Annotated in this window: 20 protein-coding genes; 2 read left to right on the forward strand and 18 right to left on the reverse strand. The window is 34.5% G+C overall.

Annotated features, from left to right (window positions below; all coding sequences use genetic code 11):
* Window positions 1-55 precede the first annotated feature (55 nt).
* From Q360_RS0100575 to Q360_RS0100650, 12 genes are all read right to left on the reverse strand, one after another.
* On the reverse strand, window positions 56-2,272 hold the full coding sequence (locus tag Q360_RS0100575) for a S9 family peptidase (RefSeq protein ID WP_051554499.1): 2,217 nt from the start codon (window positions 2,270-2,272) through the stop codon (window positions 56-58).
* A gap of 855 nt (window positions 2,273-3,127) precedes the next feature.
* Window positions 3,128-4,570, reverse strand: a complete 1,443-nt coding sequence (locus Q360_RS0100580; RefSeq protein ID WP_036194694.1) for a sulfatase family protein — start codon at window positions 4,568-4,570, stop codon at window positions 3,128-3,130.
* Window positions 4,571-5,485: 915 nt separating this feature from the next.
* Window positions 5,486-6,085 carry a GNAT family N-acetyltransferase gene (locus Q360_RS0100595; protein WP_027075356.1) on the reverse strand — a complete coding sequence of 200 codons (600 nt, stop codon included), beginning with the start codon at window positions 6,083-6,085 and terminating at the stop codon, window positions 5,486-5,488.
* Window positions 6,086-6,921: 836 nt separating this feature from the next.
* Window positions 6,922-7,200, reverse strand: a complete 279-nt coding sequence (locus tag Q360_RS0100605; RefSeq protein WP_027075357.1) for a hypothetical protein — start codon at window positions 7,198-7,200, stop codon at window positions 6,922-6,924.
* 191 nt (window positions 7,201-7,391) lie between these two features.
* Window positions 7,392-8,432 (reverse strand): N-acyl-D-amino-acid deacylase family protein, encoded by a 1,041-nt coding sequence (locus Q360_RS21885; RefSeq protein ID WP_169734613.1) that lies wholly within the window; start codon window positions 8,430-8,432, stop codon window positions 7,392-7,394.
* A gap of 105 nt (window positions 8,433-8,537) precedes the next feature.
* Complete coding sequence (locus Q360_RS24290; protein ID WP_156949963.1) at window positions 8,538-8,807, reverse strand: hypothetical protein; 270 nt, start codon at window positions 8,805-8,807, stop codon at window positions 8,538-8,540.
* 176 nt (window positions 8,808-8,983) lie between these two features.
* Complete coding sequence (locus Q360_RS0100615; protein WP_027075358.1) at window positions 8,984-9,439, reverse strand: GNAT family N-acetyltransferase; 456 nt, start codon at window positions 9,437-9,439, stop codon at window positions 8,984-8,986.
* 678 nt (window positions 9,440-10,117) lie between these two features.
* Window positions 10,118-10,300, reverse strand: a complete 183-nt coding sequence (locus tag Q360_RS27315) for a DUF6090 family protein (protein ID WP_027075359.1) — start codon at window positions 10,298-10,300, stop codon at window positions 10,118-10,120.
* Between the two features lie 477 nt (window positions 10,301-10,777).
* Window positions 10,778-11,998, reverse strand: coding sequence for a M24 family metallopeptidase (locus Q360_RS0100630; protein WP_211251555.1), 1,221 nt, complete (start codon window positions 11,996-11,998; stop codon window positions 10,778-10,780).
* A 219-nt stretch (window positions 11,999-12,217) separates the two neighbouring features.
* A complete protein-coding gene (locus tag Q360_RS0100640) occupies window positions 12,218-12,637 on the reverse strand; it encodes a hypothetical protein (protein WP_211251556.1) in 420 nt (139 codons plus the stop codon).
* A gap of 36 nt (window positions 12,638-12,673) precedes the next feature.
* Window positions 12,674-12,964, reverse strand: coding sequence for a DUF6090 family protein (locus tag Q360_RS0100645; protein ID WP_027075362.1), 291 nt, complete (start codon window positions 12,962-12,964; stop codon window positions 12,674-12,676).
* 103 nt (window positions 12,965-13,067) lie between these two features.
* A complete protein-coding gene (locus Q360_RS0100650) occupies window positions 13,068-13,760 on the reverse strand; it encodes a hypothetical protein (RefSeq protein WP_027075363.1) in 693 nt (230 codons plus the stop codon).
* Between the two features lie 449 nt (window positions 13,761-14,209).
* Here Q360_RS0100650 and Q360_RS26405 point away from each other — a divergent pair, with 449 nt between their 5' ends.
* Both Q360_RS26405 and Q360_RS21895 read left to right on the forward strand, forming a co-directional pair.
* Window positions 14,210-14,734, forward strand: coding sequence for a tyrosine-type recombinase/integrase (locus Q360_RS26405; RefSeq protein WP_245603110.1), 525 nt, complete (start codon window positions 14,210-14,212; stop codon window positions 14,732-14,734).
* Window positions 14,735-14,981: 247 nt separating this feature from the next.
* The gene (locus tag Q360_RS21895; RefSeq protein WP_156949965.1) at window positions 14,982-15,443 is read left to right on the forward strand and encodes a hypothetical protein; all 462 of its coding nucleotides are present in this window, start codon (window positions 14,982-14,984) and stop codon (window positions 15,441-15,443) included.
* Here the strand turns inward: Q360_RS21895 and Q360_RS0100665 are convergent.
* The 6 genes from Q360_RS0100665 to Q360_RS0100690 all read right to left on the reverse strand — a co-directional run bounded on the left by Q360_RS0100665 (window position 15,438) and on the right by Q360_RS0100690 (window position 21,545).
* A complete protein-coding gene (locus tag Q360_RS0100665; RefSeq protein WP_027075364.1) occupies window positions 15,438-16,769 on the reverse strand; it encodes a DUF58 domain-containing protein in 1,332 nt (443 codons plus the stop codon). The two genes, Q360_RS21895 and Q360_RS0100665, sit on opposite strands and share 6 nt — an antisense overlap.
* Window positions 16,770-17,768 (reverse strand): AAA family ATPase, encoded by a 999-nt coding sequence (locus tag Q360_RS0100670; protein ID WP_027075365.1) that lies wholly within the window; start codon window positions 17,766-17,768, stop codon window positions 16,770-16,772.
* Window positions 17,758-18,969, reverse strand: a complete 1,212-nt coding sequence (locus Q360_RS0100675; protein WP_027075366.1) for a DUF4350 domain-containing protein — start codon at window positions 18,967-18,969, stop codon at window positions 17,758-17,760. The genes Q360_RS0100670 and Q360_RS0100675 overlap by 11 nt, the downstream gene beginning before the upstream one ends.
* On the reverse strand, window positions 18,962-19,627 hold the full coding sequence (locus tag Q360_RS0100680) for a DUF4129 domain-containing protein (protein WP_245603117.1): 666 nt from the start codon (window positions 19,625-19,627) through the stop codon (window positions 18,962-18,964). The genes Q360_RS0100675 and Q360_RS0100680 overlap by 8 nt, the downstream gene beginning before the upstream one ends.
* A gap of 74 nt (window positions 19,628-19,701) precedes the next feature.
* A complete protein-coding gene (locus tag Q360_RS0100685) occupies window positions 19,702-20,586 on the reverse strand; it encodes a hypothetical protein (RefSeq protein WP_027075368.1) in 885 nt (294 codons plus the stop codon).
* Window positions 20,583-21,545, reverse strand: a complete 963-nt coding sequence (locus Q360_RS0100690; protein WP_027075369.1) for a stage II sporulation protein M — start codon at window positions 21,543-21,545, stop codon at window positions 20,583-20,585. The genes Q360_RS0100685 and Q360_RS0100690 overlap by 4 nt, the downstream gene beginning before the upstream one ends.

A 21,545-nucleotide genomic window follows, 5' to 3' on the forward strand; every position in this document is an offset into this window, starting at 1 on the left:
TCTAGGGTCTCTTTGTTCATTTCTTAATTAAGGACACTATGTTCCGTGCCAAACATTATCTTCCTCCAGGAGGACAGTGTAGTTTTAAGAAGTTTGTATATAAGGTGGTCAAATGTTCTGTAGTTCCTTCTCCTTCTCTTATGCCATGTGTTCGGTTTGGATAAGGCATAAATTGAAATTGCTTGTTGTGTTTTATTAATTCATTTAACAATAGTTCTGCATTTTGATAATGCACATTGTCATCTCCAGTACCATGGATATAAAGTAAATTTCCTTCTAAATTTTTGGCATAGGTAATCGGAGAGCCTTCAATAAAATCTTCCCTATTTTCTTGGGGTAGGCCCATATAGCGTTCTTGATAAATGTTATCATAGGTTAATTGATTGGCAACTGCAGCGAGTGAAATTCCCGTTTTGTAAATCTCAGGATATCTAAACATCAAATTCAATGTGGCAGATCCTCCTCCGCTATGGCCCCAAACTGCTACTCGCGCTGCATCTACAAAATCCCATTTCAAAATTTCTTTAGCAGCCATAGCCTGATCATTTATATTGATGACTCCAATTTTTCTGTAAATAGACTTTCGCCATGCGCGCCCTTTTGGAGCAGGCGTACCTCTATTATCTAGAGAAATATAGAGATAGCCATCTTTGGCCATATTCCCTTTATAATTCCGATTTCTACTTACATTATAGATGTCTTTTACCGTGGTGCCAGCGGGTTCAGAATACACATAAAACACCACAGGATATTTTTTATTTGGGTCGAAATTTGTTGGTTTTACCATCCATCCGTCCATTTCAATATTATCTTCGGTGGTTATGGTAAAAAATTCGGTAGTTGGTTTTTCCTCTATTTTTTTTAAGTTAGCAACAATGCTTTCTTCTTCGGTTAACGCTTTGTGATTGGCAACGCTAATAAACTCTTTTGTTCTTGGTGTATAATGGTTTGAAAAGGTATGTTCTGCATAGCTACCATTAGAAGAAAAAGAATAATCGTGGCTTCCTTTTAAGCTCTCGGGACTTAATAATTCGGTTTTTCCTTTTCCATTTAATTTCGTTCTATACAAATACTTTTGCGTGGCATTATTTGGGGAAGCTAAATAATACACATATCCTTTTTTAGAATCGATGTGTTTTAAATCGATAACATCGTATTCGCCTTTAGTGATAAGTACCTCTGGTTTTCCTTCCAAAGAAACTTGGTATACGTGCCTCCAACCATCTTTTTCTGATGCCCAAAGAATGCTATTATTTTTTTTTAAAAAGCTAAAATTATTGGTGTAGTCAATGGCACGAGAATTGCCTACAGTAAATAAATCAACCCAAGCTTCGTCCGATTCGCTATAAATGCTATTTGTGGTACCTTTTAAAGCATCTGCGATGTATAAGGTACTCTTGTTTTGTTTTCTATTTAATTGCTGGATCAAGAGCTTGTTAGTGCTTGGAATAAATTCCATTCTTACTAAGTAATTTTGAGAGGCATCACCAGGAACATTCATCCATGTAGTTTTGTTGTCAGAAAGGCTTACGACACCCACCCTGCACGCTGAAGGTTTCTCGCCAACTTTTGGATATTCTAAGGGTACTAATTGAGAATATATTGAGTCTGTATTATTAATCATATAAAACTTTTTAATTTCGCTAGCATCTATCTGCCAATAGGCAATAGATGTACTGTCTGGACTCCAACGAAACCCATCTCTACAAGAAAATTCTTCCTCATATGCCCAATCAAAAGTTGCATTTATTAAGGAACCCGTACCTTTGGTAGTTAAAGCTTGGATCTCACCACTTTCATAGGATTCACTATATAAATTGTTTTTAGAAACATAAGCTATTTTAGTTCCATCGGGAGAGAATTTTGCAAACATTAAAGAGGAAGGTGGTAGGCTTTTACCAAGTTGGGTGAGCGTATTCGTTTTAAAGTTAAAAACCCAATAATCACCTCTGGTATTAAGTCTCCAAACTTTTTTAGTATTGGTAAACAATAGCACTTTTTGTTGGTCTATTGAAAATACAAAATGTGCGACTGCTATAGGTTCAATTTTCCCTGCTGGGGTAAGTTGTTTTTTTGAAATGACTGTTTTTACATCGTGGTTGGGTAGGATATAGGTAACCAATTGGTTTTTTTCTAATTTAAAATAAGAATTTCCATCGTTTGTCCAGTTTACCTGTGCTTTTCCATTAAAACTAAAAGAAAAAAAACAGATAAATACGAGAATTTTAAAGCTGTTTAAATTAATAGATAGAGACTTTTTTACGTTTTTCATCTGTTGGTACTTATGGTTTATTATTGTTTTTTAAAATCTATTTCAACTACAAATTAATCCCTCCATCTTTCGCGTTTTATGAAGGCTAACGACCCCTGTATAAAACGAGTGTGGCGTTTTGGCTTGTTATTGCTTATTTCATGTTAAAATTTGTTCTATAAATATAGGCTGAATTTTAGGATTAGGCAGCCACGTATGTAGCTTTTAGCCAGCCTACGTTGTGGGAGGTGAGACCGATAAGAAGGCAAAGGATTAAATATCGTGTTCCCACAGGCTTCGGATTGAAACCCCTTTTTTGAGGATTGTTCTTTCGTATTACAACCGCTCCTTGGAAATTTATACGTGGTGTTTCGGGTGGTTCTATTTAAAAGTGGAACCAAATGTCTTCTGGTAACTGACCCAAAAATGTTTATGTATAGTTATGTGTTTTATAAACGTAACTAAGCAATTTAGAACTAGCAATAAATCACATATGGTGTTATCAACTCAAATTCTTGCTGCTGAATATTCGGTAACATTGTAACACAAACAATTTTAAAGTTGTTCAATGCCTATAAACATAATATTTAGTGCAACGGGGTATACGCGTGAATTCTGAAAAAGGGAAAGAGTAAAAAAGGTAGCTTTGATAGCAGTCGCGCACAAGTTGCTCAAATAAAGTTTTGCTGTAGCCAAATCCAGCAGGCCATATGATGAGACTTACGTTTCGGTAATGCGAGTGAAGTAATTGAAAATCATAAATAAAAAAGCAAAAAAAATCTAATTTTAGAATCTATGAGCCTAGCATAATTAGGTCTCAGATTAAGGAAGAATTTATTTGTTGTTTACCTCAGTTCTTCGTTAGCACTTTATTGCTTAATGACTATAATCCATTCCTTTCTTACTGTTTTCAACTGAATTTAACCATGTAATTAAATCCGTCTTTAACGCCTTTGTTACTTCAGGAAATTGCTCAATAATATTTTTTTCTTCTGATTTGTCATTTAGTAAATCGTAAAGTTCAAACGCTGTCAAGTTTTTATCCCCAATTAATTTGTATTGATGGGTAACCCATGATACTTTTGATTCATATATAAACCCAATAGGTTTTATTCTTTCCTTTTCATCACCTTTTAAGGCACCCAAAATACTTGTACCATCAATAGGCCTATCAGCAGGGTATTCTTTATCTAGAATGTCAAGTATTGTTGGCAGATAGTCTGAAGTGACAGCAGGAAAATCAATTCTTCTACCCCCTTCTAAATGATTCTTCCAAATAACAAAAGCAGGTACTCTAACGCCTCCTTCATATAGACTCCTTTTGCGTTCTCTAAAAATGCCAGCACTACCAGGCGTTGCTCTCTCCGGACCATTATCACTACAAAAGAAAATTATAGTTTCTTCTTGAATATCTAACGCTTCTAGTTTTTTCCACAATCTACCAATTTGTTCATCCATTGCAGTAATAGTGCCGTAATACAATTGCTTTTCGAGGTCCAAATCTTTATAAAAACTACGATGAATACCATCACTAACCACAGGTAAATGTGGCGTATGAAACCATATTGTTGAAAAGAATGGTTTCTCTTCTTTTAGCGAATTTTCAATGAATGGAATAACCCTATCCGTTATGATACGAGAATCGTCACCTTCTAAATTAGTTATTTCTTTTTGATTTTCCCCCACCCAATATGCTGTTTTATATGCCTTGGTTGAGTCACTATCTTTAATACCCCTCCATCCAAATCTTTTACTTTCTCCTTTAATAAAATGAGTAGGATATACCATGGGGTCGTACGTAGGTACTTTTGATTCGGTGCTAAAAAAATGGTCATAACCATGTTCAGTTGGAATTGTATATTCTTTATCGTATTCTCGCCTTCCGCCTCTATTAGCATCTAGTTCTGATTTTGTAAGGGTTCCTAAGTGCCATTTGCCAAAATGACTAGTCATATACCCTTCTTTTTTCAAGAGTTCAGGAATTGTGATTTCTTCATCTTTCATATGCCCCTTATTAGCATTCGGAATATTCATTCTAAGAGGGTTTCTTCCCGTAATTAAACTAGCTCTTGTTGGAGAGCAAACAGCGGAAGCCGAATAAAATCTATCGAAAATGACCCCATTTGATGCTAGTAAATCTAAATTAGGCGTTTTTATTTCATCATTCCCGTTAAAACCAACATCATACCAACCTTGGTCATCAGTCATAATTAATATGATATTTGGTTTTTGAATGAGGTTGTCTTGCACAGGATCGTTGCAGGAAGATAATCCCAGTGTAGCAATAAAGAATAGTTTTGATATTTTTTTTATATTCATAATGTTTTTTTTTACTAAATGCTAACGACTTAAAACAGTATAGGAATAAACTAGCATTTGCTGTTCGCTTTGCACATAGCGAATTCATTTTATTTTGATTTATTTTTGTCCAAAGTACAATCTCAAAGATTGTGCAGCTACATAAATAAACATAGCCCTTGTTCTATAAACACAAGTCTGCGTTAAATATAGCTTTTGGTAACAGCCTTTTCTAAGTAATGTTTAGGTTATCAATTCGATTTCCGATGCTAAAGTCCTTCATTTCTTTTTCGAGTTTAGCAAAGTCCTCTTTTTGTACACCTTTCATTATTTTTTAATCCAGTAATGAAGCTTGCTTTTACTTAATCCGTGGGCGGTGGAAAACGCCTTTTGAATTTGATTGGATGTTTCATACTTGTCTATCCACTTGACCCTTGTACTTCTTCTTGTCATTGTTCTGTATATTTGAACAACAAAGCGAATGGCTTAAGGTATCAAAGTAAAGATGTACTTGCTCGGAGGGATACGTTTTGTGAGCAGTCTAAATGCAACTAAAATATAAACGTATTCCGAAACTTCAGATTTAGAAAACATATAAACTGAAAGACCTACAAAGCACAGTGGGACTGCTATATATGCCATAAAAGGAGGTAGCCCAAATTTCGTCAGCTTTCTGTTCGTCATTTTAAATTGAAGTTTGAAATATTCTTTCATTGGCATTCTTTTTAAATTTTTTATAAGGTTCAGCTGCTTATTAAGCAGCGCAGAAATCTGACATATTTCTAGCTACACAAAGCAAAAAATATCACTTTTATTGCGTTGCAAAACTTCAAAAATTTTCCAATTCAATGATTAATATAGACCGTGTCGTAAACCACAAAGCCCGTATTAATTATTGGCTTTGTTGGTACTTCGGTTTTACGTTCTGCTTGGTTATCAGTAGACTAAAAATTCTGAAAAACGTTCAGTTTTGAGCGAATTCCATTCTTCTTTTATGATGCTATAGTAAACATCAGTTCTGCTTTCTCCATTTGGAGCGACGTAGTTATTTCTAAAAACACCTTCTTTCTGAGCACCTAAATTTTCTATTGCTTTTTGTGAACTTAGGTTTTCTTTATCGGTCCTAAATTGGATTCTTCTAAATCCAATATTTTCAAAACCAAACTGTAATAATTCGTACTTGCAAGCTTTGTTTAATCCTGTGCCTTGAAAATCTGTTCCCAACCATGTCCAGCCAATTTCACATTTTTTGTTTGCGGTATGCACATTTCCGTATCTCGTACAACCTGCAACTTTATTATTTTGCTTGTCGATAATTAAAAAAGGATAACAAAGACGGTTGTTTTTGTCTTTAATCGTTTTTGCTATATAGTTTTTAAAACCCTGTTCGTTATTCACGTTCATTCCCATAAACTTCCAAATTTTTTTATCGAAGATTATTTCTTTGAGTTCTTCATTTCTTTCATTCTCAAAGGGGAGCAGTAAAACCCTATCGTTTTCAAGTTGAATATTTGATTTTAGAATTTTTATTTTCATTTTTTAGGTTTGTTGCAAACGGGTTGTTTGCGGTTTTGCTTTGTAAATTAAGTTTTTATAATTTAATGAATTTTATCATTGGTCAGCTGTCGGTTATAACAAAGCAGCACGCTTAGACTTTAGTCAATTGCATGTTTAAGCAATAAATTATATGCTTTGTACTTTGGCTAGTTGTTATTATTCAATTCAGGTTTTTCTAATGCTATCATTTTTTCGAGTTCGTTTTGCAAAGTGGTATGCGCTCGCAGTTGCCAGTTTGATTAAAAAAAATGGTTGTCTACTATACTTTCAAATTGCTCGTTTTCAAGTAGTGCCTTATTTTCTGGAGATTTAAATTTTGATAGTCCCGTCTCATATCCAGAATATAGATTGTCCATTCTGTGAGAGTTAAAATTCTGAAGTAAAAATAGCGTAACGTTATCAACACCAACGTGTTTGAATAATAATATTTTACGTGTTAAAGTTATTCATTTAGTACATGCAAAACCAATTAGAAAATCTTTTAGGATTTTCGTACGCAGGCAAGAACTAGCAATTAATTTTGTGCGGTTTTGGGCGCTAGCCACTGTCTCTCCTAAATAGGTACAGTCAGTTCATATTATTCTCCCTTAATTCCTTCTTGTTAAATAGTCTAAATCAGACATGCATAATTTTCATAAATCATTATCATTTAACTGATTTCATCTCATGGAGAAGTGTTTTAACAGCTGTTTTGCCAATATTTTCAACATAATGATTTGTTGTTTTGTCCACCCAAAAAACCGTTCCGGTTACTTCATTATAATCAACGGGTGGGCATTCTCTGGATAGACTCTTATATCTCCACCTGAAACTACTTATTCTGTTTTGGCAGTATGGTTATGCAAATTATCTTTTTCTCCTGGCTTAAGAGTATACTCTACAATTCTTACGTATTCATTTTCCAACAGTATTTTATAATTATCTGGGGAGACTTTGACAACGTCTATATCTGTAGTATCAGCAGTCAATGACACTTTATTGTTCACTGTATCAATGGATGTATTTAGATTAATATCCTTTGCCTTTGCCTTTGTGTTTTCATTGCAGCCTATTGCAATATAGCCGATAGCGATTAGAGAAATTAATTTGGTCATATCCCTAATTTAGTCATTTAGTTTTAGTCAAGTTTCGTAATACAATCCAATAACGGTCTATTGAAGTCCCACTGCTGTTCGTAGTTAGAAATCTTCAAACGCAACGAGAATTTAAATCGTATTCTTGGCTTGTACCGCAGGTTTAGTGGAAAATGCGCTGGAATACATTCTTACATAGTACTAAAGACAATTTAATTAATTCTCTTAATGATTCTACCAGAATACACCTTTGTAAGCATTTGATTAGCGTATGCTATTTCACCAGAAACAAAAACAAAATTAATCCCTTCAGATTTTAAAGTACTGTTTTCGAATGTGGCTTTGTCTTTAATAGAATCGAGATTGAATAACACGAGGTCAGCATAATAACCCTCTTTAATTTGTCCAATTTTGTTTAAATTCAAGTTCTGTGCTGCTTTCAAAGTCATTTTGTTGATTTTAGCTTCAAGAGATTGTCCTGTATCCATATTTAAATACTTTGGATAAGAACCCCATCCCCTTGGATGTCCATCTGGAGATCCATCTGAACATAAATTTGTGAAAGGCCAATTCAGTATGGATTTAATATCTTCCAAATCCATTGATTTTGCTATAATTCTTTCTCCTGGTTGTTTTTGAGAAATTTTTATGAGTTCAATATAAGTAGTTACTGGGTCTTCATTGCGGAGTTTGGCTATTTCGGCCAACGTTAAATTCTCATATTCAGGCTTTGCATCAAAAGTGCTAATGATCATGCCCTCAGGAGTTGTTAATTCTGTCAGTGCAAATTCGGCAGTTTCTCGACTTTCGAAATTCCTTTCAGGGAACAATACCGTCATAGAAGATTGCCAATATTGATATGGATAGATGTCGGCAGAAACAGCAATACCTGTTGTTCTAGCACTATCAAGTTTTCTCAATATTTCAGGCGATTTTCCCCAAAGGCCTTTTCTAGCAAGTTTAAAATGTGAAATTTGAACAGGAATATCAGCCTCTCTACCTATAGTTAAAATCTCATCAATACTTTGATTTAAATAAATGTCTTCGCTTCTCATGTGACTAATGTAACGCCCGCCATATGTTGAAGTAATTTTTGCAAGTTCAAGAACCTCGCTGGTGCTCGAGTAAATTCCTGGGTCATATTCTAAACCTGTGCCTAGGCCTAGCGAACCATTTTTTAAATCCGTTTCCAACAACGCTTTCATTTGTTCAATTTCAGCTTGGGTAGCCTCACGTTTAAAGTCGTTACCCATAACAGTATTTCTTAGGGTATTATGACCTGTATAGGACCCCATATTTACGGACCAAGGCGTTTTGATAATTGAATCAAAAAATTCTATTAGAGGTAGTTCAGAGCTTCAGTCTTGACCAATAATAACTGTTGTAATACCTTGACTAATTGCCGATTCTTTTGTTCTTAGACTATCCCAATCATGATGACTGTGTGTGTCTATGAAGCCAGGGCTCAAAATTAATCCTTCAGCATTAATTACAGAATCTGTTTTTAATGTTTTTAATTCCCCAATATCAATAATGATATTACTTTCTATACGAACCGATCCCATTATTCTATTTGAGCCTGTTCCATTAATTATAGTCGCATTTTTAATAAGAAGGGTTCTTGGCAACTCAGTTTTGCAATGAATACATAATAACCCTAGAATTGGGATGAATAGCAACCTTATAAGTATTGTAATTTTCATAGATTATTAATTAGACGAAAATTATCTCTAACGTTTTGTGTATGGTTAGTTACGTTGTTTATGTCACTAATCTAGTAAATACATGATACATTATGTTTTGCCTAGTTATGTATTCTCTTTTCAAATTTTATTTTTCTAATTCCATGGTCAGTATCCCATTGTTTAACTTCTATAAAACCAAATTTCTTATATAATTTAGTAGCTGGGCCATTCGCAAGTCCAGTTTCAACCACAAATAGATTCGAATCAAATGTGTTGAAAACAAATTCAATTAATTTTCTAGCAATTCCACGTCTAAATTTTTTTGGATGCACTACCAAGCTATTGATGTTTGTACATTTATCGTTAAATGTAATTTCAATAATGCCTGCTAATTCAGTATTTTCTAGATATCCGAAGAACATATTATCACTTGTTAAATAACTTTCAAGGGGTCTTTTAAGCGGTGGGAAATCAGTTGCATCTAATAATTTAGCTTCAACTGCATACGATAATTGAAAAACAGCATGTATTTGAATTGATATGTTTAACTCGCTATTTTGTAGCTTTTCAATCATTTTTTAGTATTTTATTATAAATATGCTGTGAATGCTTAGTTGCATTGGCTAGCAACTAAATTAGTAAACGAAAATGAACCAGAGGAAAATCTGTAGGATTTTCCGAGTAGACACAGAACTAGTAATTGCCTATACATGTTATTAGCGTTTCGTTATTTCTCCTTCTAATTCTTTAATAAGTTTACGAATACCCAGAATCGCTTGCATATACAAATCTATAGACCAGTCTACTAAATCAGTGTAATATGAATTGGTATTAATATATTTATGGTTATTAAAAAGAGCTTCATAATCATCTGGAATAAGGATTGTTTGCTGTCCAATACCATTCGATTGAATTGTATTGCTATAAAATAGTTCTGTTATTAAATGAACAAGGGCATCGCCATATATGCTTTTCTAATTTCCATTTATATTGAATTTGAGTAGCTCAAAATTTACCTCGTAAAGATTAATTAATTGAGTTCTTAATAAGTCTGAAGTAATTAAATTAAAACTTACCGCCTTTAGAGTGGAATAGCCAGAAGATTCCAATTGCACGGGATATATGTAGCTTAAATTTTGAAAATGGTAGTATAATAAATCGCAAACAGGTAATTTATCTTTTAATTGTTTTTATAACAATATGTCCAGATTTCAAGGCTCTATTATTTTGTTCAATTGCTGATTCAAAAAATACTATGTTGTTCTCAAGATTAGATTAGATTTCAATTCAATTAGAATCTTGTTTTCTTCGAATCTTGCTTTTCTTTTGTCATTCCAAATATTAATTGCTAAAACAATTAATATTCCAATAACAACGAGTACAATCTCACCAATGGCATAAAGAAAATAATTACTCACTTTATTTTCTCTTATCATATCTTATCTAATTTTTAAAGAATTTTATCATTTGTTTAATGGTTGGTCATAATGAAGGCTAAAACGGTCAGTATAAGAAGCGTTATCAACCAGTAGGATAGCAATGATTTTTATATTTTGTTCTCTGCTGGCTTTCATATTTTGTTTTCTTACCCGTAGTGTTTATCCACCGACCATAGCATTTAACCCATAGTATTTGAATATTTTCATCTTGTCTAGCTAAATCAGGTTCATCCATGGTTCCTTTTTCATAAAATTGATTCAGTTTTTCGTATTATTTTTTCTATAATAGTGTGAAAAGGTAAAATGTTTACAATGGTTTTTTGCCTTTTAGAGCAGCGATAACTTTGACAGATTCATGAATATTATTTGACATTTACTACTTTTATTAAGGAATACGAATATTCATATTCATAACTATTGCAGTAAGAAGTTTAATATTTTTTCATTTTAATTTATATTTATTAGATATACTTTTTAATGATTGTTACTAATTCCAAAAGGATTTTCAATTGAATGCATAGGTTTTGTAAACCATTTAGGACCTTCCTCTGTCATGTAGATATGATCTTCTAACCGAATTCCAAATTTATCTGGAACACAAATCATGGGTTCATTACTAAAAGTCATTCCTGATGTTAAAACTGTTTTGTCGTTTCTAACAATATATGGCCATTCATGAATCCCTAATCCAATTCCATGACCTGTTCTGTGTGGTAAGCCGGGTAATTTATAATCAGGTCCTAAATCATGAGACTCTAATATAACTCTTGATGCATCATCAACATCAGCACATGTATTACCTAGCTGTGCTGCAACAAAAGCTGCTTGTTGTGTTTCTTTTTCGATGTTCCAAATATAAGTTTGTTCTTCGTTTGCTTTTCCGAAAACATAGGTTCTTGTAATGTCAGAAATATAATCATGTATCATACAACCTGTATCAACTAAAACTACTTCGTTTTCTTCCAAATCTTTGGGTGATTTTACACCGTGCGGAAAAGATGAATCTACTCCGAATAATACAATACAGAAATACGATCCAGATTGAATCCCATATTTCACATGAGCATCATGAATAAAATTAGTAACTTCTTTTGCAGAAATTCCTGCATGTAAAATTCTTGCCGTTGCTTTCTGAACTTCTAATGTAATGTTCATTGCATGTTGTATGATAGTAATTTCTGCATCAGACTTAATCATTCTACAACCTGCCGTAATAGGTTTCGCATTGACGAATTGATATGAATTTTGACAATTTCTAATTCCGTCAAAAACAAAAAATGGCGTTGCTTCATCAATGGAAATAACTCCAGATTCAATTCCATTTTCTTTCAAAAGCGTTACCAATAGTTCATATGGAGATTCATGTTCTTCCCAACCATGAACAACTCCTTCCAATTGCATATAGTCGAAAATAGTTCCTTTTTCAAACGCAGGAGCAATATAAATTAGTTTTCCATTTGGAAATAATAAAGCACCAACCATTCTCTCACTTGCATTCCACTTCATTCCTGTAAAGTAGAATAAATTTGTACCAGAATGTAAATATAACCCTGGTACATTTTGATCTTTCATCAATTGACAAGCCTTATCAATTCTTTGTTGAAATTCTTGTTTTTGTATTGGCTTAACTAAATGTGCTATGGGTTCAATAGCCTCCAATTCTGCTTTTATGGTTGATCCTCCTATTCCTATCATTATTATTGTTATTTAATTATTTATTAATTTCTTTAGGCATCACTGCTGTTAAGCAGATATTACATCTTTGGTGGTTAAAAAACAAACCTTAAGCCTATAGTCAATTCCTTGTTCAGGGATATATATATATATATTAGGTTCACAAGTTAAAACCATTCCAGCGCTAAAAGGATAAGCATAGACCAACAGCATGTAGGTCTAATCCAAGGTAATGAGCTATCAAATTATTTGCCTTTTGTTATTTCTTCCTTTTAATTCGACTTCTAAAAATTGTATTAAATCATCTATTTCATCTCCAAATTCTTGTCGAGGTTTAATCGTTGAATAAGTGAGACTTAACTTAAGAGCTAGCAAGTTTCTTGTTTTTTGATTATTTAAAATTAAGCTATAGTTGTTTTGTGATTCATTATCAATATTGATACTAGGGTCAATTGATTTTAACATTCTAACAAAATTTAAATCATTAACAATAATATCATCGATTCGCATTTGTTGTAGTATTAAGCGATCAGTTACTAAACTAGGTAAATTGGTAAGCGTTCGTTCTAAATTGGTAAAACTCTCACGTATACTGCGACTTTTTACAATTGCTATTTTACCAGTATTTTTTATATCTGAATACGAATTTATTACTGGCAATATTGGATTAGAATTCCACATTATGTCGTAAAACAATTAGTCAGAAATAGTATTTACATTAAGCTTACCCTTGTTAGAACTTTTTCCTAATGCAAATAGAAGTGCGTCCCTCTTTTGCTTTTCTTTAAAAATCTCAATATCAGATTGCTCCTTGGCAGAATTTAGACTTTCTAAAAGGTTACATACTATGCCTATTTCTTCTTTATCAATTTTTTGTTTTGCATTCCAATTGTTGATTTGCAATGCAATCAAAACACCAATAACCACGAGCACTATTTTACCAATTGCGTAAAGTAAATACTTGCTTATCTTATTTTCAGTTAGCATTTTTTTCGAATTTTTCTTTTAATCTTTATCATTCTAAAAGCCAAATTTAAAAATTTTGAGGTCTTTGAAAATACATAGATACCTCTAGAAAATCCTATAATAGTTATGTTTTATATACAGTGTTAGTAATAGTACTTTTCAGCTTGTTGTTCAATTCTATTATATATGTTTTTCGTTCAATCAATTGATTTAAATCAGCCTCAAAAGTTCTGGTTTTCTTTAAGTTTGGAAATGAAATCTTATTTTTTGCAATAGAATTTGAAATCAAAAGATTAAAATAATTATAAGTTAAAATCATCTTTTGTAGGAAATCTGTTTTTTTTATTTTGAAACCTAATTTTTCTGCTGTCCTTACATTTATTATATAGCTTGTCCCACAAATTTTTAAGTTAGTTTTTTTCGTGTCCTCGTACTTTTCGATTAGACATAAAACTCCTTGTAAATACTTTTGGATTATAAAATTGGTTCTTTGCTTTCCATTCATTTTTCTATCAATAACGAAAAAATAGTCCAACAAAGTTCCTCCGTGTATAGTAATAATTTCATTTTTAGGTTGTTCAGCAATGAAAAGAGATGAGTAATAAAATAATTTTCCGTTTTTTTTTAAAGCTGGTGTATCAAAGAATGGCGCGATTATAGACAAAACAATCGGAAAAGTTAGCATTCCAATTATATAAGTTCCAGTTTTCCACGACAAAAATAAGGATGTGAGTATTATTGTTAATGCAGATAACGCAATGATTATTTGGATTTGATTCCGCTCGTTCTTATTCTTATTATAAAATCTATGTTTCAATACTTCGTTGTTTTTGGGTAGTATTGCTAATTAATGGATATAAGCAATTTACCAAAAAAGAAGGTATAACCTACCCGATATTAATGTGTATAAGTAATTATTTGATATCTTGGTGATAACAATGAACCAAGCTGCATATCACAGATTTTGAAAATATAAGAACGCTATTAAAAATAATAAGATATAGCGAAAACACGAGTATTTCCTATACAGGACTGCTGGTTACTTTTGCTAAATACATAGGGTTTGAGCATGAAATACATCGGTTAGATGCTAAATTCTTATTACAGAAAATAAGGGAACTTATAGTCGATAAAAAGTACGCATATACAAGTCAAAAACAAGTACTTAGTGCAGTTTTGCTCTGCATGAACTAAAGGGATAATACACAATTAGATTTAGACACGCTAAGACCCAGAAAACCGTAACGCGTGCTGCCGCAAATACTTTTGCTGCAAGAAGTAAAACGTATACTTTCCGTTACCGAGAATATAAAGCATAGGGCTATGTTGACCACCGTGTATGCTCTAGGTTTAAGAAGTGTCGAACTACGTGTACTAAAGATTACCCATTTAGATGAGGACCGTAACGGAGTATTTATACAAAATGCAAAGGGCAAACGTTATAGGGTACTGCCTTTTTCAGAATCATTAAAAAATGTATTACGGGGCTATTATAAGAGGAATAGGCCCAAAACCTATCTTTTTGAAGGTAGGAACGGCCAATATGCTTCCGAAAGTCTTAGAGCCGTATTCAAATCGGCCCTTAAAAGGGTAGTTATAAAGAAGAGGGTAACCTTGCACAGCCGTAGGCATGCGCACGCGACACACCTATCGGAATCGGGTACAGATTTCGGTAGTATTCAAGAACTATTGGGCCATAATATCATCAAGACTACAATGCGCTACACGCATGTGTCTAACAAGCACCTTCTTAATGCTAAGAGTCCACTCGATTTTTTAGGCGATTTTTAAACAAATACAATAGGCTATTGTAAACGTCTGATGTTGTCTTCTTTACACAAATACTATTTTTTACTATGGTATTTAAGGATTAAACCATTCGTTGTACCGCCTTTTTACAGGGTTAAATTGCCATTTTAAAAATTAAAGTAGGGTCAGCGCAAACAAGATTGTTTTAAGATATTAAGAATAGACAGTTGTTCTATAATTAATCAAACGATACCACATTATGTATGCGAGTATGAAATTTAGATGAAAGATGAAAAATAGTTCCCTACTACTTTTTTTAATGATTACATGTGCTTTTGGATATACCCAAAAAACTACCAATGCAGGTAAGCACCTAGGTGCTGGTTTAGCGATAGGCGCGGTAGGAGGTTATGCCGCTCATAAAGTATTTAAGAGTAGGGGTTGGACATGGGTCGGAGCAGCAGGTAGCAGTCTTGCCGCTAGCTTAGCAAAGGAAGCGTACAATCAATCTAGAGGCGCAGTATGGGAAAACGATGACATCATCTATACCGCTATAGGTGGTATTATTTCTGGTTTGGTACTAGATATGATTTTAGATAGTAGACGGGGTAGTGGCAAACGTTGTGGGTGCTCTCCTTTAGCAATAAACATAAATACGGTTGATACCGATTTTACCGCTGATTTTGAAAACGGTTCTGGTGACATTGTAGCAGCCATACAGGCCGGTTATTTTATTAAGGACGGTTTATAACAAGCCTCTTGCTTTAATTTCTAAATATTTATTTATCGTATTTATGGTCAGTTCTTCTGGTTTGGTGAGGATCGTCTGTATCCCATACCGTTGTAGTTCTTTTTGCATTAGTTTTTTATCAAAGGAAAACTTTTCGGCAATGGTTTTATGGTAAATGGCCTGCAGGTCTTCGGCATCGGTGGCAATTAGTTTTTCCAGTTCAGAATTTTCAAAAAATATGACCACTAATACGTGTTTTTTTGCCAATCCTAAAAAATACGGTACTTGTCTTTTTAAGGCAGATATATGCTCAAAATTGGTATATAACAAAAGCAAACTCCTTTGATTTATCTTTCGCTTTACATGCCCGTATAAAGCACCAAAATCGGAGTCTGTGAACTCGGTGTCTGTATGGTAAAGCGTTTCTAGAATATTATTGAGATAGGTAGGTTTTTGAACCGCAGGCAAGTAGGTTTCAATTTGTTTTGAGAACGTGACCAAACCTGTCTTATCGTGCCGTTTTAAAGCCACATTACTAAAGGCTAAGGCGCTATTAATAGCGTAATCCAGTAATTTAAGTCCATTAAAGGGCATTTTCATGACCCTGCCCGTGTCTATAATAGAATAAACAGGCTGCGATTTTTCATCTTGGTATTGGTTTACCATCAACAGGTGCTGCTTTGCCGTAGCTTTCCAGTTTAGTGTACGGATATCGTCTCCGGGTATATATTCTTTGATTTGTTCAAATTCTTGGGTATGGCCTAGTTTCCGTATTTTTTTAAGGCCGATGTTAGACAAGCGATTATTCATAGCCAAAAAATCGTACTGCTGCATTTGAATGACTGACGGGTACACGGGTACCATCTGATCTTTTTGGAATACAAAGCGACGTTTTATAATGCGCAGGGGAGAGGAGGCATATACGTTTAGGTTTCCAAAAATATATTCGCCTCTATCAACAGGCCGTACCGTATATTCAAAAACTTGTTTCTCGCCTTTAATCCCCTTGGTGTTGTATTCAAAATCCCTTTTCTGGAATTGCTGAGGTAGCTCATCTATAAAGCTGATGTTTGTTTTAAAAGGATAATTGGTATGGAATTGTATACTAATGGGATTTAAATCGCTGTTGGATAATTTTTTGGGTAATACTCTTTTAGCCTCCATTCCTTTGCTGGTTCCGTAAAGCAGAAAAACATCAAACAAAAAAGCGGCTACCAGCACCAAGATCAATACCCAAGCGATAGGATATAACCACTTTAACCAGAACGCTAGTATAAAGCAGGCACTGAGCAGCGCCAAGTACCTAAAAAAGGTGTTATGTATGTAGAACGATTTTAAAAACTGCATCTATCTAGGTATTTCTACACTTTCGGTAATCACCTGCACTACGCTTTCGGTCGTCATACCCTCCATTTCGCGTTCCGGAGTTAAAATCACCCTATGGTTAAGAACGGGAACCAACACCTTCTTAACATCTTCTGGAGTCACAAAATCCCTACCGTTAATGGCAGCTAATGCCTTGGCACTGTTCAATGCAGCAATGGAAGCCCTGGGGGATCCCCCAAGATATAAATGCGGATGATTTCTGGTTTTTGTAATGATATCTGCAATGTACTGGAATATTTTTTCCGCTACCACAATTTCCTGAATCTGACTTTTGAAACCTAAAAGTGCTTTAGGAGTAAGCACATTCTTTATCTCTTTTAGTGGCAGATTCCCTTTGCGTTTGTGGTGCGTTTTTAATATCAATACTTCTTCTGCTACGCTAGGGTACTCTACTTTTACCTTAAATAGAAAACGGTCTAATTGTGCTTCAGGTAGGGCATAGGTGCCTTCTTGTTCAATAGGGTTTTGCGTGGCTAAGACCATAAAAGGTACTGCCATTGGGTAGGTAGTACCATCCATGGTAACTTGACGCTCTTCCATGGTCTCAAACATAGCAGCCTGCGTTTTTGCTGGTGCCCGATTTATTTCATCAATCAATATAATGTTAGAGAAAATAGGACCTTTTTTAAACGCGAACTCAGAAGATTTTACATTAAAAATACTGGTGCCAAGAATATCGCTCGGCATTAAATCTGGTGTAAACTGTATGCGGCTAAAATTGGTTTTTAAGGTCTTAGCGAATAGTTTTGCAGTGATGGTCTTTGCAACACCGGGCACTCCTTCTATGAGCACATGGCCATCTACCAGAAGGGAAACAATTAAAAGCTCTATAAAGTTCTCTTGGCCTATAATAACCTTTGCCAGTTCTACTTTTATATCGCCTACTGCTTTTTGAAGCCCTTCTAAAGGAATCCTATTGTTGAAATCAAGGTCGTTGGATTGTGGTTCGTTATTTTCCATCAGCTTTAGCTTTAAATTTTTGAATTAAGGTATTTAGTTTTAGTAGGTCGGCATCCGATAGTTGTTCGCTGTTTCTAATGTGTTCCATAAAAGAGAAAACACGGCTTACAAATTTTAAGGAATGACCACTACGTTGGGCCAGATGGCTATAGAAATCATCTTCTTTAGTAATGCTTCCCAAATAATAGCGTGTACGTATCCAATCTAAAAAGTAATTTATTTTATGCTCGGCAATGGTCTTTTGGTCGCTTTGTACATAATACATATCTGAGATGGTACGCGTAAAATCTAACGTTCTATTGGTAAGCGGTGCTATCACAGGAATTGCACGTTGTTTCCGTTTTCCTTCAAAAATCACATAAATTAGTGCACCGATTAAAGCAATATAGTACGCCCATTTAAGCTCCTTGGTATTTAGGAAAATGTACATGGGCGAGCTGTAGAACGATTTTCCGTTTTTGTAATGATTATCTACATAAATAGGTCTAGTACCATCTAGATAGGATAGGAGACCGGCGGTATAGTCCTTGTTTTTTCCAGTAAGCATAAAATAGTTGGTAAATGCTTCTGGAAATGTGGATAGAATGATTTTGCCATCCCCAAATGGTTGTGCTATTAGAGTTATTTGCAGCTGGAGCGCTTCTTCGTTCAAGATAGCTACTTGACCTAGGACCGTACTTTTTACCGTATCTATTTCGCTAAAATATGGAGTAGCGGTATCCCTATCAAAGGTAACGGAATCACTTATTTGAAACCTTGGGTTTACAAGGGCATATGTTTGTTTCTGACTTGTTTCAAATCCGCTATAAAAAGTATCCGTATCAAGGCCCAGTGTATCCTTTAATTTTTCTTCAAAGTTTTTAGATGCTATAAATAACGTGTTGCCTTTGTGCGTCCAATCCAACAGGGTATTAAGTTCTTCTTGATTAAATTGTATATCATTGTTAACAAAGAAGTAGGTGCCAGACAAGGTATTGTTTGCACCTATAAATTCAAAAGGAGGTGCATAGACCTGTGTCAGCTGATCAGGAAAAACAGCTTCTATTACAGTGTTGAAGATATACGTCCCGTAGGGAATTTTATGGGTAGCCACATAGGACGGAAACCAATTAATTTCCTTGGGTTTATTATACTCCAAGAGCATAAATGCGGATAGTGTTAGTACCGCAATAATCATATATATGGTACTCTTTTTACCCATTCATCAATAATTTTTTTAACGAAAGGAAGTTGGCTTCCGCTTTCTTATATTTTGTCTTGTCTATTGGAAATTCTCCATACCAAAAGTAGTTATATAGTCGGGTGCTTGTAGCGAATGGTTCCACGAGCTCTTGCTTTTGTAACTCCAGTTTATAATCTTCGTTTGTTTTTTGCAATTCCCAAACAATCAATTCTTTTTCGCTCATGAGTTGTAGTATGTAGAGGTAATAATACCGCACGGCCAAACGATAGTCTTTATGTCCAATAGCATTTTCAATCAGCTGTTGTATATCTTCGTTTTTAATGATATGCTCCTCTTCGGATAGCGCAACGATAGCCTGATTTTTTTTCGCATGCATGACTGCCCTAGTATTTACACCAATGAAAAATTTGATAAGAATAAATAAAAAAACGGCCAAAAGCACATAAGGGATTAGGTGTAAAAAAGTACCAAAGGCACCGGCTGCTTTTTCTACCCCAAAGAGCCACTCAAAAAATTTAATAAAAATAGTGGCTATCCAGTTTTTGAAAGCAATCCACCAGTCTGGTGCTACAGATATTGCTTCTTCGTAATCAAAATCTGGATTATTCCTAAAGTGTTCTAGTTGGCTTTCTTCAATTTGTATCGGTCTAAGCTCAGTAGTGTCCTTTTTAATCATAGCAATGCTGTCCTGGGCCCAAAGGGGAGCCCAGCAGGTACATAGCAAACCAATTATTAACGGGTTTCGCATCGTTAGTTTTCGCGTATTTGACCTAGGTTATCTATACGCTCGTAGGTACCTGTAAAATTCTTTTTTTCGTTGAGGTTAAAGTAAATAAAGACGCCTGCGATAATACTTATAAGGTTCAATAAAAATTGAGCTAGTGTGCTAATGACGTTCAATAGAATGTAAATTGGGTCTTTGAACATATCCATCATCCCTTCTGCATCTATTTCTCCAGAAAATATACCCATTCTTAACCATTGGTATATGACTGTTGGTATTGCAAAAACATAGGTAGCTATCCCTACAATAATACCAATTACAAATATAGTAGCAAAGGTCATCCACCACTCCTCTTTTACTAAGGCAAAACTATAGCTGTACGCATCTGATGCCCCCATTCTATTATATGCCAAAACGGAGAATGAGAGAGATAGGGGAACATATAGATAGATTCCTGGAATGATACAAAAAATAAAGCCCAACCCTACAGAAAGACCAACCATGATGCCTAACCCAATAAAACTCCAAAAACTGTCATACACCTCTTTTTGTATGGTTTCTATATCAATAGTTCCTTTACCATTGGCATAGGATTTTATATAATGTAGCACGGTAGATTGAGACATGGTGTATACGGCAACCAAGGATAGTATATAAACAAAGCTTACTACAGCAGTTGTGGCCAGATTTGTAGCGTTCATATCAGAATTGAACACCATTACATTAAGGGAGTCACCTGCAACGTATAAATACAGCACCAATGAAACTACCATTGCCGCCAAAAACGGACCTACAATTTTAAAGAAGATAGTAAAGAATGGTTTGAACTCGTTACGAAAAAAGGCAAAGGTATCTGATAGTATTTCCCCTAGTTCCCGTTGTTTTTTAAATTCAATATAATTGCTTTTCATATTGCTTTTTGATTTTTATGTAGTTGGTATGGATACATAACATAGTAGAATATAATTAGAGCAAGGGAACCTGTAATAATTACTATCGCAAGCCAGTCGGGCATTTCTGTATGTCTAGTGACAAAACCTTCTAGAAAACCAGCTATGATAAAGAAAGGTACAGTACTCAATATGATTTTAAGTCCGTTTTTAACACCTCTTTTAAACGATTCTAATCGGGTATAGGTGCCTGGAAATAACATACCGTTGGCCAATACAAGTCCCGCACTTCCTGCAATAATAATAACCGATATTTCAATAGTACCATGAATCCAAATGGTGCGCATGGATTCCCATAACAGCCCTTTCTCATAAAAGAAATATTGAAAACTACCTAACATAATTCCGTTCTGTAGCATAATCATTAGCGTGCCAATACCAAGCAAAAAACCGTACACAAAAGCCATAAGTGCCACACGTATATTGTTAATGGTAATGCCAAGGAACATATTAAATTCCCCTATTTTTTTATACACCGCCATGGGGTCGCCCTTTTCTATATTCTCCAAGGTCATATTCACATAGCCGTCTCCAAGAATAGAGCGTACAAAATCACCTTCATTGGCAGCGGAAAAAGCACCCACAAATGTAAAGAAAGTGAAGACCAAAAAAGCGATGAGCAGTTCCCTATGGTGTTGTTTGAACATCATTGGAAATTCTGTTTTCCAGAAACTTATAATTCTGTTTTTGGATTCGCGTTTGGTCCTGTAAATCTTTTGATGCGCTTGGGAAGCTAAGGCATTTAAATAACGTTCCGTGTTGCTTGTAGGATAAAAGGTCTTTGCGTAGCTTAAATGATCTGTAATTTCAATGTATAAATCAGACAATACATTTGGAGCTATATCCGTTTTGTTAACCAATACGCTTTCAAAAGTTGACCATTTGTCCTTATTTTGTTTTACAAAAGCGGCCTCGCGCAT

Source organism: Maribacter antarcticus DSM 21422, assembly GCF_000621125.1.
Taxonomy (GTDB): domain Bacteria; phylum Bacteroidota; class Bacteroidia; order Flavobacteriales; family Flavobacteriaceae; genus Maribacter; species Maribacter antarcticus.